Raw genomic sequence first — 13,721 nt, forward strand, 5'->3', positions numbered from 1 at the left:
ACGCGGCATCTGCAATGCGGGGATCATCGGGCGGCGCACGATCGGAGCACACGGGGAAGCCACGGGTGGCGGGACCGTCGAAGGCTGCGGTCGCCGCCACGCTGCCGACGCTGAACCGGCACAAGGAGCACATCCTCGGCCTCGTTGCCTCGCAGTGACCGCTGCGGGGTCCGGACCGGACTGATCCCTGACCGATGCGAACGGGGCGACCGAAGCTGCCCCGCCTGCATTGCCGCCGATCAGCCGTGAGGTGTGCCGGACCTATTTCACCGACGGCCGCTCGAATGTTCCGACGAGGCGTCCGGACGCCAGAACATGGCCCTTCATGGCGGACAGCACCTCGTCGCGCGGTGCGCCCGGGTCGAGATCCAGGGACGACACGTCCAGCGCAAACACCTGGAAGTGGTAGCTGTGCGCGGGATCGCCGACCGGGGGCTTGGGCCCGAAATAGCCGGTACGGCCGGCGCTGTTGGTGCCCTGCTTGACGCCTTTCGGGTCCTGCAGGATCGGCTCCGTCGGCAGCCCCTCGCGCAGGCCGGTCACGTTGCCGGGGATGTCATAGACGACCCAGTGGACAAAGGGCTTCGGCTGCGCGGCATCCGGGTCCTCCATCAGGACGACGAAGCACCGCGTTCCCTCGGGACCCGTCTTCCAGTCGATCGCCGGCGAGGCGTTGTCGCCGTCGGCCGAGACCTTCACCGGCAGCGGCTGGTCGGCCTCGAAGGCCGATGACAGCGCCAGGCTGGTGTCGGCGGGCAGGACCTCGGCGGCCAGCTTGCCGGGCGCGGCTCGACGAAGGGGTTGGGAACCGGCGTGTCCGCCGCGGCCCCTGCCGCCGCGACATCGGCCGGCTCGGACGATTCATGCGAGACGCGGTAGATGATGCCGTTGGAGTCATCGGCAACGAAGAGCTCCCCTTCCGGCCCGACCGCCACCCCTGCGAGCCGGCCGAGGTAGCCGGGACGGCCGGCGTCGTCCTCGGTCAGGAATCCGGTGAGGAACGGCTCGATCCCGACCGGCCTGCCGCGCTCGAAGTCGATGCGGACGACTTCGTATCCGCTCGGCGGGCGCCGGTTCCAGGAGCCGCGCATGGCGACGAACGCGTCGCCGTGCATCTCCGCCGGAAAGGCGTTGCCGTCGTAGAAGGCCATCTGCATCGGCGCGGCGTGGGCCGTGTAACCCGCCAGCGGCGCGGTCGACAGGCGCGCCCATTGCTCCAGCGTCATGCCTTCGGGCGGATTGTCCTGCGGATTGAACGCGCCCATGCCGTAGACATAGGGCCAGCCATACTGCTTGCCCTTCTCGATGTGGTTCAGCTCCTCGATCTGCTCCTCGTCTCCCAGCCAGTCGATGCCGTGATCCATGCCGTAGATCTGCCCCGAGCCGGGCTCGAAGCCGAAGCCGATGGTGTTGCGCAGGCCGCTGGCGAAGATGGTCCGGCTGGAGCCGTCCTTGCTGGCGCGGAGCATGGTCGCGTTTTCCGGGTTCGACTCCGCGCAGGCGTTGCAGGTCGAGCCGACCGAGATGTAGAGCATCTCGTCGGGTCCGACGGCGATGGTGCGGTTCGGATGCTGGCCGGCGTCGGGCAGGTCGTTGATGATGCGGTCGAGTTCGCCGAAGGTGCCGTCCTCCGCAACATCGGCCACGTAGACATCGTTGACGGTGACCAGGAAGACCCGGTCGCCGTCGAAGGCAACGCCGTGCATGCCGGCCCGGCTGGCGACCGTGCGGACCGAATCGGCCTTGCCGTCGCCGTCCTCGTCCCTCAGCATGATCACGTCGCCGGTTGCGCGGCGCGTCGCATAGAGGTCTCCGCGCGGCGAGACCGCCAGCATGCGCGGATTGACGAGATCGCGCGCAAACACATCGACCCGGAAGCCGTCCGGAGCAGACAGGCGGTCGGTGAGGTCCGCATCATCGGCGATCTCGATCCTGACCGGCTCCAGGATGGAACCCTCGATCGTCACGTCCGAATACTTGCCGATCTCACCGCGCGGCTGGGCGAGCGCCGTCTCGATCGGACCGATCGCCAGAAGCGGGGCAAAGAGAAGAGCCGGGGAAATCGTTCTCATGGGGGTTCTCCAGTTGCGACAGGCAGCCGAACCGGCCGGGCGGGCGATTGATCCCGGACGTCAACGATTATTCCGCATCGCTCGGGGACGGCGCGCCCGGCCGGGCACGCGGAACAAATGCGGCGGCGCCCGGTTGGGACGCCTTCCAGAGCTGCAAGGACCGGTCACGATGGATGGAAAGTCGGAGCTGCCGAAACGAGGTCTCGTCGTCGTGATCACCGGGGCCTCGAGCGGTATCGGCGAAGCCACCGCCTATGCCTTCGCCCGCGAGGGTGCCCACCTCGTCCTGGCGGCCCGCAATGGCCGGGCCCTTGAGGATGTGGCCGGGCGATGCCGCCCTCTCGGCGGCAGGGCGATTGCGGTGGTGACCGACGTAGGTGATGCCGGCGATGTGAAGCGGCTCGCCGAACAGGCCCTGCAGTTTGCCGGACGCATCGATGTCTGGGTCAGCAATGTCGGCACGGGCGCGGTCGGCACATTCCACGAGACGCCGATCGAGGCGCACGAACAGGTGATCCGGTCGAACCTGATCGGGCACATGAACGACGCCCATGCGGTGCTGCCGATCTTCATCCGGCAGCAGAGGGGCGTCTTCATCAACATGATCTCGCTCGGCGGCTTCGCGCCGGCTCCCTATGCAGCGGCCTACAGCGCGAGCAAGTTCGGCCTGAGAGGGCTTGCCGAGGCGCTCCGCGGCGAGCTGGCCGATCATCCGGACATCCATGTGTGCGACATCTACCCGGCCTTCGTCGACACGCCGGGAATTTCCCACGGGGCGAACTACACGGGCCGCAAGCTGTCGGCACCGCCGCCGCTGCTCGACGCCCGAACCGTCGCGGCGACGATCGTCCGGCTCGCGCGGCGGCCTCGGCCGACCACCATGGTCGGATCGGCCACGGCGGTGGTCCGGCTCGGACATTTCCTGTCGCCGGAACTCAGCGCGTGGCTGATGGCGCGATTCCTGAAGTCCTATTTCCATCGCGCCGCACCGGCCGCACGGACGAGCGGCAACCTCTTCCGCCCGGCCCCCGATCCGGGAGGGATCGACGGCGGCCTGCGGTCGCCGCGGCAGCGCGCCGCAGCGGCCGGCCTTGTCGTCGTCGGCAGCGTCCTGCTCGCCACGCTCGCCCTCAAGGCTGCGCGGAGCCGCCGATGACTGCGGACAGGGTCACCTATCCGCCCCTCGACCTCCCGAAGGCCGTGGCCGAGAACATCTGGGTCGTCGACAGCGGCCCGCTGAAGGCGATGGGCCTGTTCTTGCTGCCGGTGCGCATGACCGTGGTCCGGCTCACCGACGGCAGTCTCCTGCTTCACTCGCCCACCCGCTGCGACGCGGCGCTGCGCCGCCGGCTGGGTGAACTCGGACCGGTCCGGCACCTCGTGGCGCCGAACAGCGCGCACTGGACCTTTCTCGAGGCTTGGCAAGCGGAATACCCCTCTGCCACGACATGGGCCGCTCCGGGCCTGCGTGACCGGTCGCAGGTGAAGAAGGCCGGTGTCCGGCTCGATCTGGACCTGGACGAGGCCGACCCGATGTGGCCCGGGGACCTGAATCAGATCCATGTGACCGGGCTTGGCGGCTTCCACGAAGTCTGCCTCCATCACCGTGCCAGCAACACGCTGATCCTCACCGACCTGGTCCAGAACCTCGAACCCGAGAAGCTGGCGAAGGCAACCCGGCCGCTGGCGGCACTTGCCGGTGTCACGGCGCCGGACGGGCGGGCGCCGATCTACCTGCGGGCCATCGTCAGGGCGAAGGGCGAGCCGGCGCGCGCGGCTGCCCGGCAGCTCCTGGCGCTGCGTCCGGAGCGGGTGATCTTCGCGCATGGTCGCTGGTTCGACACGGAGGCGACCGCGTGTCTGGAGCGGTCGCTGCGCTGGCTGCTGTGACGATGGCCCGCTCCGAAGCGCCGATGGAGACCTCCCTCCCCCCGCTGCCGACCCTGTCGCTGGGCCATTCGCTCGGCTTCTGGCTTCGTGTCGCGCTGCCGACATGGGCAAAGGGCGTGATCATCCGCCGTCCGGCCATGGTTGCGCTGGCCGAACGGTTCGATCTCGCGCCCGCGCCGTCCGCTACGTCGAGCGTCTGCACCATGCCTATGGCGGACGCTCGGTCCTTGTCCGAAATCCGATCCGGCCACAGGCCCTGTTGCTCGATCCTGCGGATGTCCGAATCGTTCTCGGCGGCACCCCGGAGCCGTTCACCTCCGCCACGGACGAAAAGCGGGCCGCCCTCGGCCATTTCGAACCGCACAACGCGCTCGTCACCCGCGGCGCCGAGCGAACGATACGTCGACGGCTGAACGAGGAGGCGCTGGAAACCGCCCATCCGGTCCACAGCCACGTCGACGGATTCCGGACGATCGTCCGCGAGGAAACGACGGCGCTGACGACGGAGGCGGCGGGCTCCGGTGAACTCGACTGGGACGCCTTCTCGCAGGCCTGGTTCCGCGTGGTCCGGCGCGTCGTGCTCGGCAATGCCGCCCGTGACGATCATGCGCTGACCGATCTGATGGCGCGACTTCGCGGCCGCGCCAACTGGGCCTTCGCGATGCCGAAGGACCGACGTGCGCGGGACGAACTTCACCGCCGTCTGCAGGCCCATGTCGATCGCGCGGAGCCTGGCAGCCTTGCCGCGCGCGTGGCGGGACAGCCCGAGGCGGCGTTTGCGACCCATCAGATGGCGCAGTGGCTGTTCGCCTTCGATCCGGCAGGCATGACCACGTTCCGGGCGCTGGCCCTGATCGTCTCGAACGACGACGCGCTGGCACGGGCCGAGGCGGAAATTTCCGCCGGGGGGCCCGATCCCGCGTTCCTGAAGGCCTGCGCTCTGGAGACGCTGCGCCTCTTTCCGACCACCCCGGCGATCCTCCGGCAGACGACGACGGCGGCCTCGCTGCGCGCCGGTCGCCTGCCCGGAGACGCGGGAGTCCTTGTCTATGCGCCCTTCTTCCACAGGATGTCCGGACTTCCGGACGCCGATCGCTTCGCGCCGGTGCGATGGCAGGGGCGCGACGCGGAGGAATTGCTGCCCTTCGTTCCGTTCAGCGCCGGAGCCGCCGTCTGCCCGGCCAAGCATCTGGTACCGCTGCTGGTCGCCGAAGCGCTCCGGGAGCTGCTTTCGCGGCACCGGTACGCCGTCCTCGCGCCGGGCTGGCTCGCGCAGGCCCCGCGGCTGCGCGGAACGCTGAACAACTACGCCATCCGGCTGACGCTGCATCCGATCCCCCGCCGGACGTGAGCCGGCGGCGAGAGCGGACGGAGGAACATTCGGGCCCATCACCGGTTCGCCCCATCACTCGGGGCGGCGCGCCGAACAGCGGGCCGGGCCGGAAATCAACGAAGGAGCGAGACGATGTCGGAGCATCCCCAGCAGAAGCATGCCCAGCCCCCGATGCCGGAGCAGCAGCAGGACATGCCGGGATACACCAGCGAGTTGACCCCGCGGCCGGACCATGGGGAACAGAGCTATCGGGGCAGCGAAAAGCTGGCGGGGCGCGTCGCGCTGATCACCGGCGCGGATTCCGGCATCGGCCGGGCCGTGGCCATCGCCTTCGCGCGCGAGGGTGCCGACGTGATCATCTCCTATCTGGAAGAAGACGAGGACGCGCGCGAGACGGCGCGATGGGTCGAGGACGCCGGGCGCAAGGCCGTGGTGGTCCGGGGTGACATCAGCGACGAGACCTTTGCCCGCGGCCTCGTCCGCCGCGCGATCGACGAATGCGGACAGCTGGATATTCTCGTCAACAACGCCGCGCATCAGGCCACCTTCGAGAAGCTGGAGGACATCACCGCCGCGGAATGGGACGTGACGTTCCGCACGAATGTCTACGCGATGTTCTATCTCTGCCAGGAGGCGGTGAAGCACATGAAGCCGGGGTCGACGATCATCAACACGTCGTCGATCAACGCCACGAGCCCGTCGCCCACGCTGCTCGCCTATGCGACGACCAAGGGCGCGATTGCCAACTTCACCGCAGGTCTTGCCGGACTCGTGGCCGAGCGCGGCATCCGGGTGAACGCCGTGGCGCCGGGACCGATCTGGACCCCGCTCATTCCCTCCACCATGCCGGCCGAGAAGGTGAAGAGCTTCGGCGAGAACACGCCGCTCAAGCGTCCCGGCCAGCCCGCCGAACTTGCGGCGACCTACGTGCTGCTTGCATCGGAAGGCTCGAGCTACACCACCGGCGCGCTCTACGAGGTGACGGGCGGACGCCCCATGCTGTGAGCAGTGCCGCGGGCCGCGCGGGGCCGGCCCTGTTGGCCCGGCGGGTGCGGTCCGGCGCGGACCACGCCCCCGCGCATCGCCGGCTCCATGCCGCAGCGCAAATCGCTCTCTTCAGGATTCAACAATCCTTCAGACATGGCGAGCGTAGATGGTCGTTCGGCCAGTGCGGAAGGAACGGTGATGGGTGCGGGTTGTGATGGGTGCCGGAACGGCACGGGATTCCAGAAACCGTTTTCCATGGCGTTTCAGCCGATCGTCGATCTGGAGACCGGGAAGGTGTTCGCCCACGAGGCCCTCGTGCGCGGCCCGAATGGCGAGGGCGCCGGGACCATCCTTTCGGCCGTCGACCAGACCACCCGCTATGCCTTCGACCAGCAGTGCCGGATCAAGGCGATCGAGCTCGCCACGCAGCTGGACATGGCCGCCGACGGGGCGCGCCTCTCGATCAACTTCATGCCCAACGCCGTCTACGAGCCTCGCGCCTGCATCCGCCTGACGCTCGAGACGGCGATGCGCACCGGCTTTCCGCTTGATCGCATCATCTTCGAATTCACCGAAAACGAAGTGCTCAACACCGATCACATTCTCAACATCCTGCGCACCTACCGCACGATGGGATTCAAGACCGCCATCGACGACTTCGGCGCCGGCCATGCCGGTCTGTCGCTGCTGACGCATTTCCAGCCCGACATCGTCAAGCTGGACATGGATCTCATCAGGGGCATCGGCACGGACAAGGTGCGGCGGGCGATCGTGAACCATATCGTCCGGATGATGGACGATCTCGGCATCCTCACGATCAGCGAAGGCGTCGAAACGCGCGACGAACTGTCGGTGCTGAGAGACCTCGGCGTGCGGCACGTGCAGGGCTACCTGCTGGCAAAGCCGGCCTTCGAGGCTCTGGCAACACCGATCTCCATGGCCCCCGTTCGGCAGGACGCCTGAGACGTCGCCGAAGGCGCGCCCGTCTCGTCGCGCCGCAGCGTCATGATCCCGCACGCTTCGGCGATTCAGCCAGTTCGGCGAGAAACTTGAGGCCTGCGGCGAGCACGCGCCGGTCCGTGGCGGCCCCCAGCGAGATCCGCACGGCCTGCGGCGCGGCCGCATCCACCGCGAAATGGGCCGCCGGCACGACCGCGACGCCGGAGCGCGCGGCGCTTGCCGTGAACGCATCCGCACGCCAGGGCGCCGGCAGTCGCAGCCAGAGATGCGGGCCGCACGGGTGCGCCGCGACATCCAGCCCGGCGAGAAGCCGGGCGGCAATCGCCTGCCGGGCGGCGCATTCCTCGGCGATCTCGGCCGTGATCCGCTGGAGCGTGCCGTCGGCGATCCAGCGACTGGCAACGGCGGCCGTCAGCGGCGAGGCCATCAGCGTCGTCGCCCGGAGGATATGGCCGAGATCGAGGGCCTGCTCCAGCGACGGAGCGACGAGATAGGCGATCCGCAAGGCCGGCGTCGCGATCTTCGAGAGCGTCGCGATGTGGACGGTGATGTCGGGCGCGAGCGCCGCAAGCGCCGCGGGCGCGTCCGGGTCCAGCCGGCGATAGGGATCATCCTCGACCAGCATGACGCCATGGCGCCTGGCAATGGCGATGATCGCCTGGCGGCGCTCGATCGGCATCGTCGCGGTCGTCGGATTGTCCATGGTCGGCACGAGGTAGAGCAGCTTCGGCGCCGCGGTGCGGCAGGCGGCGGCAAACGCGTCCGGATCGATGCCTTCGTCGTCCACCGCCAGCCCGACCGGACGGGCCCCGACCTGCCGGGCCGCATCGGCAAGGCCCGGGTAGGCCACCGTGCCCGCGGCGACGCGGTCGCCGGAACAGGCGAGCAGATGCAGCGTTGCCATCAGAGCCGCCTGCGCGCCGGCAGAGACCACGATGCGGTCCGCGTCCGGCTCGCCGGCCGGCAGGAGGAAGGCCGCCCCGGCATGGCGGTCGGCGAGCGTTCCTTCGGAGGGACCGTATTGCAGGAAGGCCGATTCACCGCGCAGGACGTCGACAACCGCACGGCCGAGCCTGCCGCCGATGTCGGCCCGGAACGGCTGCGGCGGGATGTTCATGCCGAGATCGACCGGATGGGTAAGCAGCCGATGCGTCGTGCTCTCGGCTCCCGCGGCAACCCACGTGCCGCCGCGTCCCGGCCGGGCCGACAGCACGCCGCGAATTCTCGCTTCGGTGTAGGCGCGGGTCACGGTGGTGAGGTCGATGCCGAGCACGCTGGCGACGCTGCGCTGCGCCGGCATGCGCTGACCGGGTCCGAGGAGGCCGGTCTCGATGTCCTCCTCGATCGCCTCGACCAGGCCCATGAACTTCGACGGCGCTCCGGTGCGAATACGCGGCTGCCACATGCCTCCAGACCCTCGCGGACAAACAGATCCATACATTACGCCGGCCATTCGCATTGAACAGCCGGAGATCCATACATTAATGAAACCCGTGACCGCCTCCGGCCCTTGTCCGGAGCAACGCCCCGAGGACCTGACGATGACCCGACCTGCCGACCATCTTCCGCCGCTGCCGCCGCTCCGCACCGGCCTCAAGGGGCGATGCCCGCGCTGCGGCGAGGGCCATCTGTTCGACGGCTTCCTGAAGCTTGCGCCGGAATGCGAGGTCTGCGGCCTCGACTATTCCTTTGCGGATCCGGCGGACGGTCCCGCCTTTTTCGTCATCTGCTTTGCGTGCGTTCCGTCCGTTGTGCTCGCGCTGTGGATCGAGGTTGCCTTCCAGGCGCCCTACTGGGTGCATCTGGTGACCACCCTGCCCTTCCTGCTCCTCACCTGCATCCCGCCGCTCCGCCCGCTGAAGGGCTGGCTGGTGGCGAGCCAGTATGTCTACAAGGCCGAGGAAGGCCGGTTGGAAGAGGGCGACATCGAGCGCCGCGCGGCGTCCCGGCCCGCCTGAGCGGGCCGGATCCGGTGCGACGTGTCACGGTGACGGATGCGGCCGGTCAGCCCTGCGGCAGGACCGCGATGTCGCGGACGTTGCCTTCGACGCCCTCGATCATGGCCGCCTCGGTGGCCTTGCCGGTTTCCAGATCGACCGAATAGAGCGTGCTGCCGCTCATCAGCCAGGCGTCGTTGCCGCCCTTGCCGTCGGACTGGATGTCGAAGCCGACGCTGTCGCCGAGTTCGGTGCCGAGCTTGCCGATCGCCTTCAGCACGCCGTCGTTCGGCGGGATCTGCTGGATCAGGCCGCCGATCGTGCCGTCGATGTTGTAGAGCGCGGTCTTCTCGGTGCGGCGTAGGAATTGGTGTAGGCGCCGGCAATGATCATCGCCGTCTCGCCGGCGTGCATGTCGCCTTCGGCGAAGGCGTGGCGGCCGTCTTCGGTCACGGCGCCGCCGGTGATCTTCGTGCGCAGGTTGGTGCCGTCGGAGCCCATCACGCGCAGCGCGTCGGCCGCCGGGTTGAAGTCGACGGTCACGACCGCGTCGGCGGGCGGCACCATCTTCAGCATGTCGACCTTGGTGGCGACGCCGGTCATCGGGTCGATGGTGGCCACCGTGCCGTCGGCGAACAGGCCGTAGAGCATGCCGTCCGCCGGGCGGACGTCGATGCCGAGGAGACGCCCTTCGACGCCGCTGACGAAGGTGGTGCCGGTGACCTTCTTGGCGTCGGTGTCGACCATGGCGATGGTGTCGTCGCCAACCAGAGCGGCAACATTGGCGGCGGCGGCGGGGCCATGCCGGCAAGAAGGATGGCGGCCGTGGCGGTGAGGATCTTCATCTTGTCTCTCCCTGTGTGCGCCCCGCTCGCGGCGGGTCATAGGGGTTACACGCGGGGATGCCCGGCGGATGCAGCGGCCTTCAGAAAAAATTCGCATCCGTTTCCGGTCCTTCCGTGTAATTTCAGAACAGGCGGCGCAGTCCGCAGTCTGACAAGAACGTGTGCGGAGGATGCGTGTGACCGAGGCGAGCGACGAGGACCGTTTCCATGCGGAGGCGATCCGTGCCTGCGCCGCGGGCGACAGGGCGGCGCTTCGCCGCCTCTACGAACACGAGGCCTCGCGCATGCTGGGGATCGCGATCCGCATCCTGCGCCGGCGCGATCTGGCCGAGGAAGCCGTGCAGGACGCCTTCCTGCAGGTCTGGCGCAAGGCCGACGGCTTCGACGCCGCGCGGGGCAACGGCCGGGCCTGGCTCTATGCCATCGTCCGCAACCGCGCGCTCAACATCCTGCGCGATGGCCGCCGCGAGGACCTGCTGCCCGACCCGGTCGGCGGCGAGATTGCGACGACGCGCCGGACCCGGAAGCGATCGTCGCCCATCTGTCCGACGCAAGCCGGCTGCGGCGGTGCCTCGAGGGCCTCGAACCCCAGCGCCGCGCCGGGCTTGTCCTCGCCTATACCCACGGCCTCAGCCACGGCGAGATCGCCGCGCGCCTTGCCGTTCCGCTCGGAACCGCCAAGTCCTGGATCCGCCGGGCCTTCATGACGCTCAGGGAATGCATGGGATGACCGACGACCTCGATCCCGATGCGGCGGCGGCCGATTATCTGTTCGGCCAGATGAGCGAAGCGGAGGCGTCCGCCTTCGAGCGCCGGATGGCGGGCGACGCGGCCCTTGCCGGGCTTGTCGAACGCTGGCGCCACGTGCTGGCCGAACTCGACATGACCGCCTCCCCCCTGCCCGCCGGCGCGGCGCTGTGGGAGCGCATCGACCTCGGACTGGCCGCGCCATCGGCCAGCCGGGAAGCGCGCAAGGCGACCGCCGGCCCCGGCCCGTTGCAACGGCTGTGGGACAGCCTGCCGGTCTGGCGCGGCGTCGGCCTGGCAGGCGCCGCGGCCTGTCTGGCGCTCGTGGTTGCCACCGGCGCGCTGCTCCAGCAGCCGCCGGGCGAGGTCCGCCTTGTTGCCGTGCTCGTCGCCGATGGCGACACGACCCCGGGGGCCGTCGTGGAGATCGACGCCTCCGGCCGCGGCCGGCTGCTGCCGCTTGCCGAAATTCCGGTGCCGGAAGGGCGTGCGCTCGAGATCTGGACCCTGCCCGATCCGCAGACCGGGCCGGTGTCGGTCGGCCTCATCGACCGGGCGCGGCAGGTCGGCCTCGACATCGGCACCCTGCCGCCGGCCGTCGAAGGCCAGCTGTTCGAGATCACGATCGAGCCGGCCACCGGCTCGCCCACGGGCCGGCCGACCGGACCGATCGTCTACAAGGGCCTCACCACCGAAGCGCTCTAGCGGCGCGTCGCTCCGGAGCCCTCGTCCAGAAAGGCCTCGAGGAGATCGGCAAGCCGCTCCGGCGCCTCGATCGTCGAGAGATGCCCCGCGCCCCCGACGATCTCCAGCCGCGCATCGGGCAGCCCATCGGCCATCTCGCGAGCGATGTCGGGCGGCGTGATCTGGTCCTCGGCGCCGGCGACGACGAGCACCGGACAGGCGATCCCGGCCAGATCGGGCCGGGAATCCGGCCGGCCGAGAATCGCGGACTGCTGGCGGATGAAGGCGTCCGGGCCGATCTCCATCGCCATCGCCCGGACCAGCGCGACGGTGTCGGGGTCGGCCAGCGCCCGCTGGCCGAGCAATGTCGGCATCTGCAGGCCGGGGATCTCGGCAAAGCCCCCTTTCCGGGTCAGCGCGATCAGACGCCGCCGCCGCTCCGTCGCCTCCTCGGTGTCGGCGCGGGCCGACGTGTCGAGCAGCATGAGGCGCGTGACGCGCTCGGGCGCCCGGCGCAGGATCTCGAAGGCGAGATAGCCACCCATCGACAGGCCGGCGAGCGCGAAGCGTTCCGGCGCGGCCGAGAGCACGCTTTCGGCAAGGCCGGCGAGCGTGTCGTCCCGCGTATGGTCGGCCACCAGCACCTGCCGCGAGGGCGCAAGACGGGCGGTCTGCGCGGCGAACAGCGCGCCCGTGCAGTTGAGACCGGGCACGAGAACGACAGGGTCACGCGACATCGAGATCTCCGGTTTCCGAGGCGCTGTCCTCGCGCCCGTTTTTGCGTTATGGTGTCATCCATGCAATGCGCCGAACAAAAGGCGCGGCGTTTTCGGGAATAATCGGCCTGTCGGATTGACATTGGGCCTCTGCCGCATATGTTCCGTGCGGCTGGGGCCGAAGGGCGTTTCTCCCGGATTTCTCGGCTGATCCCGACGACTCGCGACGGGACGCGCGAGTCTCAATCACCGGCAACGACCCGAAAGATCAAATGAATTTTTCCGAACTCGGACTTAGCGACAAGGTATTGTCGGCTGTCGAGGCCGCCGGCTATACGGAGCCGACGCCCATTCAGTCCGCCGCGATCCCTCATGTCCTGCAGCGCCGCGACATCATCGGCGTGGCACAGACGGGCACCGGCAAGACGGCTTCCTTCACGCTGCCGATGCTCACCCTGATCGAAAAGGGCCGCGCGCGTGCCCGCATGCCGCGGACGCTGATCCTCGAGCCGACGCGCGAACTCGCCGCGCAGGTCGAGGAGAACTTCGTCCGCTACGGCGTGAACCATCGCATCACCGTGGCGCTGCTGATCGGCGGCGTCTCCTTCGACGAGCAGGAAAAGAAGCTCGATCGCGGCGCGGATGTGCTGATCGCCACCCCCGGCCGTCTTCTCGACCACTTCGAGCGCGGCAAGCTGCTGCTCAACGGTGTCGAGATCCTCGTCATCGACGAGGCCGACCGCATGCTCGACATGGGCTTCATCCCGGACATCGAGCGCATCTGCAAGCTCTGCACCCGTCCGCACCAGTCGCTGTTCTTCTCCGCGACGATGCCGCCGGAAATCCAGCGCCTCGCCGACACCTTCCTGAACGACCCGATCAAGATCGAGACCGCGCGTCCGGCGACCACCGCCAAGACCGTGTCGCAGCACATGATCCGCGTCGGCCGCGAGTCCTTCGAGAAGCGCGATCTCCTGCGCAACCTGATCCGCGACGCCCAGGACCTGAAGAACGCGATCGTGTTCTGCAACCGCAAGCGCGATGTCGCGACGCTGTACCGGAGCCTCGAAAAGCACGGTTTCAACGTCGGCTCCCTGCATGGCGACATGGAACAGCGCGCCCGCATGGCGACGCTCGATGCCTTCCGCAAGGGCACGCTCACGCTGCTGGTCGCCAGCGACGTCGCCGCCCGCGGCCTCGACATCCCCGAGGTGAGCCACGTCTACAACTTCGACATTCCGACCCATGCCGAGGACTATGTCCACCGCATCGGCCGGACGGGACGCGCCGGCCGCAGCGGCACCGCGATCACCCTCGTCGGTCCGTCGGATGCCAAGTATCTCGCGGCGATCGAGAAGCTGACCGGCGACGCGATCCACTGGATGCCGTCCATCCACGACGGCGGCGAAAGCAGGAAGCGGCTGCCCCGCGTGCGGCCTCCGCGCGCGCCCCGCGCTCGGCGGAAGGCAAGCCGGCGACCACGTCGCGCGGCCGGGCCTCCGAAGGCGAGACGACACGCAGCAGCAGCCGCACGGCGTCGGGCGAACCCT

The 13,721-nt window shown here is 69.0% G+C and carries 13 protein-coding genes and 2 pseudogenes; 10 read left to right on the forward strand and 5 right to left on the reverse strand.

Annotated features, from left to right (window positions below; translation table 11 throughout):
* Positions 1 to 261 precede the first annotated feature (261 nt).
* Positions 262 to 699: a YbhB/YbcL family Raf kinase inhibitor-like protein gene (locus A6302_RS04035; protein WP_169833491.1), complete on the reverse strand. Its 438-nt coding sequence runs from the start codon at positions 697 to 699 to the stop codon at positions 262 to 264.
* Positions 696 to 2,072, reverse strand: coding sequence for a PQQ-dependent sugar dehydrogenase (locus A6302_RS04040; RefSeq protein WP_069305970.1), 1,377 nt, complete (start codon positions 2,070 to 2,072; stop codon positions 696 to 698). The genes A6302_RS04035 and A6302_RS04040 overlap by 4 nt, the downstream gene beginning before the upstream one ends.
* Before the next feature lie 169 nt (positions 2,073 to 2,241).
* Here A6302_RS04040 and A6302_RS04045 point away from each other — a divergent pair, with 169 nt between their 5' ends.
* The 5 genes from A6302_RS04045 to A6302_RS04065 all read left to right on the forward strand — a co-directional run bounded on the left by A6302_RS04045 (position 2,242) and on the right by A6302_RS04065 (position 7,245).
* Positions 2,242 to 3,228, forward strand: a complete 987-nt coding sequence (locus A6302_RS04045; RefSeq protein ID WP_069305971.1) for an SDR family oxidoreductase — start codon at positions 2,242 to 2,244, stop codon at positions 3,226 to 3,228.
* Positions 3,225 to 3,962: a DUF4336 domain-containing protein gene (locus A6302_RS04050; protein WP_069305972.1), complete on the forward strand. Its 738-nt coding sequence runs from the start codon at positions 3,225 to 3,227 to the stop codon at positions 3,960 to 3,962. The genes A6302_RS04045 and A6302_RS04050 overlap by 4 nt, the downstream gene beginning before the upstream one ends.
* Before the next feature lie 259 nt (positions 3,963 to 4,221).
* A complete protein-coding gene (locus A6302_RS04055; RefSeq protein ID WP_083255496.1) occupies positions 4,222 to 5,313 on the forward strand; it encodes a cytochrome P450 in 1,092 nt (363 codons plus the stop codon).
* A gap of 114 nt (positions 5,314 to 5,427) precedes the next feature.
* Positions 5,428 to 6,300: an SDR family oxidoreductase gene (locus A6302_RS04060; protein WP_069305973.1), complete on the forward strand. Its 873-nt coding sequence runs from the start codon at positions 5,428 to 5,430 to the stop codon at positions 6,298 to 6,300.
* A 237-nt stretch (positions 6,301 to 6,537) separates the two neighbouring features.
* Positions 6,538 to 7,245, forward strand: a complete 708-nt coding sequence (locus tag A6302_RS04065; protein ID WP_245293908.1) for an EAL domain-containing protein — start codon at positions 6,538 to 6,540, stop codon at positions 7,243 to 7,245.
* A 40-nt stretch (positions 7,246 to 7,285) separates the two neighbouring features.
* On the opposite strand, the gene A6302_RS04070 is transcribed toward A6302_RS04065, so the two are convergent.
* Positions 7,286 to 8,647 carry an aminotransferase-like domain-containing protein gene (locus A6302_RS04070; RefSeq protein WP_069305975.1) on the reverse strand — a complete coding sequence of 454 codons (1,362 nt, stop codon included), beginning with the start codon at positions 8,645 to 8,647 and terminating at the stop codon, positions 7,286 to 7,288.
* A gap of 136 nt (positions 8,648 to 8,783) precedes the next feature.
* Here A6302_RS04070 and A6302_RS04075 point away from each other — a divergent pair, with 136 nt between their 5' ends.
* On the forward strand, positions 8,784 to 9,200 hold the full coding sequence (locus A6302_RS04075; protein ID WP_069305976.1) for a DUF983 domain-containing protein: 417 nt from the start codon (positions 8,784 to 8,786) through the stop codon (positions 9,198 to 9,200).
* 46 nt (positions 9,201 to 9,246) lie between these two features.
* Here the strand turns inward: A6302_RS04075 and A6302_RS26015 are convergent.
* Positions 9,247 to 10,121: pseudogene (locus A6302_RS26015) on the reverse strand (DUF4394 domain-containing protein).
* 187 nt (positions 10,122 to 10,308) lie between these two features.
* On the opposite strand from A6302_RS26015, the pseudogene A6302_RS25610 reads away from it, so the two are divergent.
* From A6302_RS25610 to A6302_RS04090, 3 genes and pseudogenes are all read left to right on the forward strand, one after another.
* A pseudogene (locus A6302_RS25610) lies at positions 10,309 to 10,431 on the forward strand (sigma factor); the annotation flags it as partial.
* Positions 10,432 to 10,583: 152 nt separating this feature from the next.
* Positions 10,584 to 10,754, forward strand: a complete 171-nt coding sequence (locus A6302_RS25615) for a sigma factor-like helix-turn-helix DNA-binding protein (protein ID WP_342586209.1) — start codon at positions 10,584 to 10,586, stop codon at positions 10,752 to 10,754.
* A complete protein-coding gene (locus A6302_RS04090; RefSeq protein ID WP_069305977.1) occupies positions 10,751 to 11,476 on the forward strand; it encodes an anti-sigma factor in 726 nt (241 codons plus the stop codon). Before A6302_RS25615 ends, A6302_RS04090 begins: the two co-directional genes overlap by 4 nt.
* Here the strand turns inward: A6302_RS04090 and A6302_RS04095 are convergent.
* Positions 11,473 to 12,192 carry an alpha/beta fold hydrolase gene (locus A6302_RS04095; protein WP_069305978.1) on the reverse strand — a complete coding sequence of 240 codons (720 nt, stop codon included), beginning with the start codon at positions 12,190 to 12,192 and terminating at the stop codon, positions 11,473 to 11,475. The genes A6302_RS04090 and A6302_RS04095 overlap by 4 nt on opposite strands.
* Positions 12,193 to 12,443: 251 nt before the next feature.
* Here A6302_RS04095 and A6302_RS04100 point away from each other — a divergent pair.
* The coding region (locus A6302_RS04100; RefSeq protein ID WP_083255499.1) for a DEAD/DEAH box helicase at positions 12,444 to 13,721 on the forward strand (1,278 nt) is incomplete at its 3' end.

Source organism: Methylobrevis pamukkalensis, from assembly GCF_001720135.1.
GTDB classification, from domain to species: domain Bacteria; phylum Pseudomonadota; class Alphaproteobacteria; order Rhizobiales; family Pleomorphomonadaceae; genus Methylobrevis; species Methylobrevis pamukkalensis.

Excerpts from the sequence above, each read along its gene's own strand:
- A6302_RS04040 (WP_069305970.1), bottom strand. The coding sequence starts at position 2,072 with ATGAGAACGATTTCCCCGGCTCTTCTCTTTGCCCCGCTTCTGGCGATC.
- A6302_RS04045 (WP_069305971.1), top strand. The coding sequence starts at position 2,242 with ATGGATGGAAAGTCGGAGCTGCCGAAACGAGGTCTCGTCGTCGTGATC.
- A6302_RS04050 (WP_069305972.1), top strand. The coding sequence starts at position 3,225 with ATGACTGCGGACAGGGTCACCTATCCGCCCCTCGACCTCCCGAAGGCC.
- A6302_RS04060 (WP_069305973.1), top strand. The coding sequence starts at position 5,428 with ATGTCGGAGCATCCCCAGCAGAAGCATGCCCAGCCCCCGATGCCGGAG.
- A6302_RS04065 (WP_245293908.1), top strand. The coding sequence starts at position 6,538 with ATGGCGTTTCAGCCGATCGTCGATCTGGAGACCGGGAAGGTGTTCGCC.
- A6302_RS04070 (WP_069305975.1), bottom strand. The coding sequence starts at position 8,647 with ATGTGGCAGCCGCGTATTCGCACCGGAGCGCCGTCGAAGTTCATGGGC.
- A6302_RS04075 (WP_069305976.1), top strand. The coding sequence starts at position 8,784 with ATGACCCGACCTGCCGACCATCTTCCGCCGCTGCCGCCGCTCCGCACC.
- A6302_RS04090 (WP_069305977.1), top strand. The coding sequence starts at position 10,751 with ATGACCGACGACCTCGATCCCGATGCGGCGGCGGCCGATTATCTGTTC.
- A6302_RS04095 (WP_069305978.1), bottom strand. The coding sequence starts at position 12,192 with ATGTCGCGTGACCCTGTCGTTCTCGTGCCCGGTCTCAACTGCACGGGC.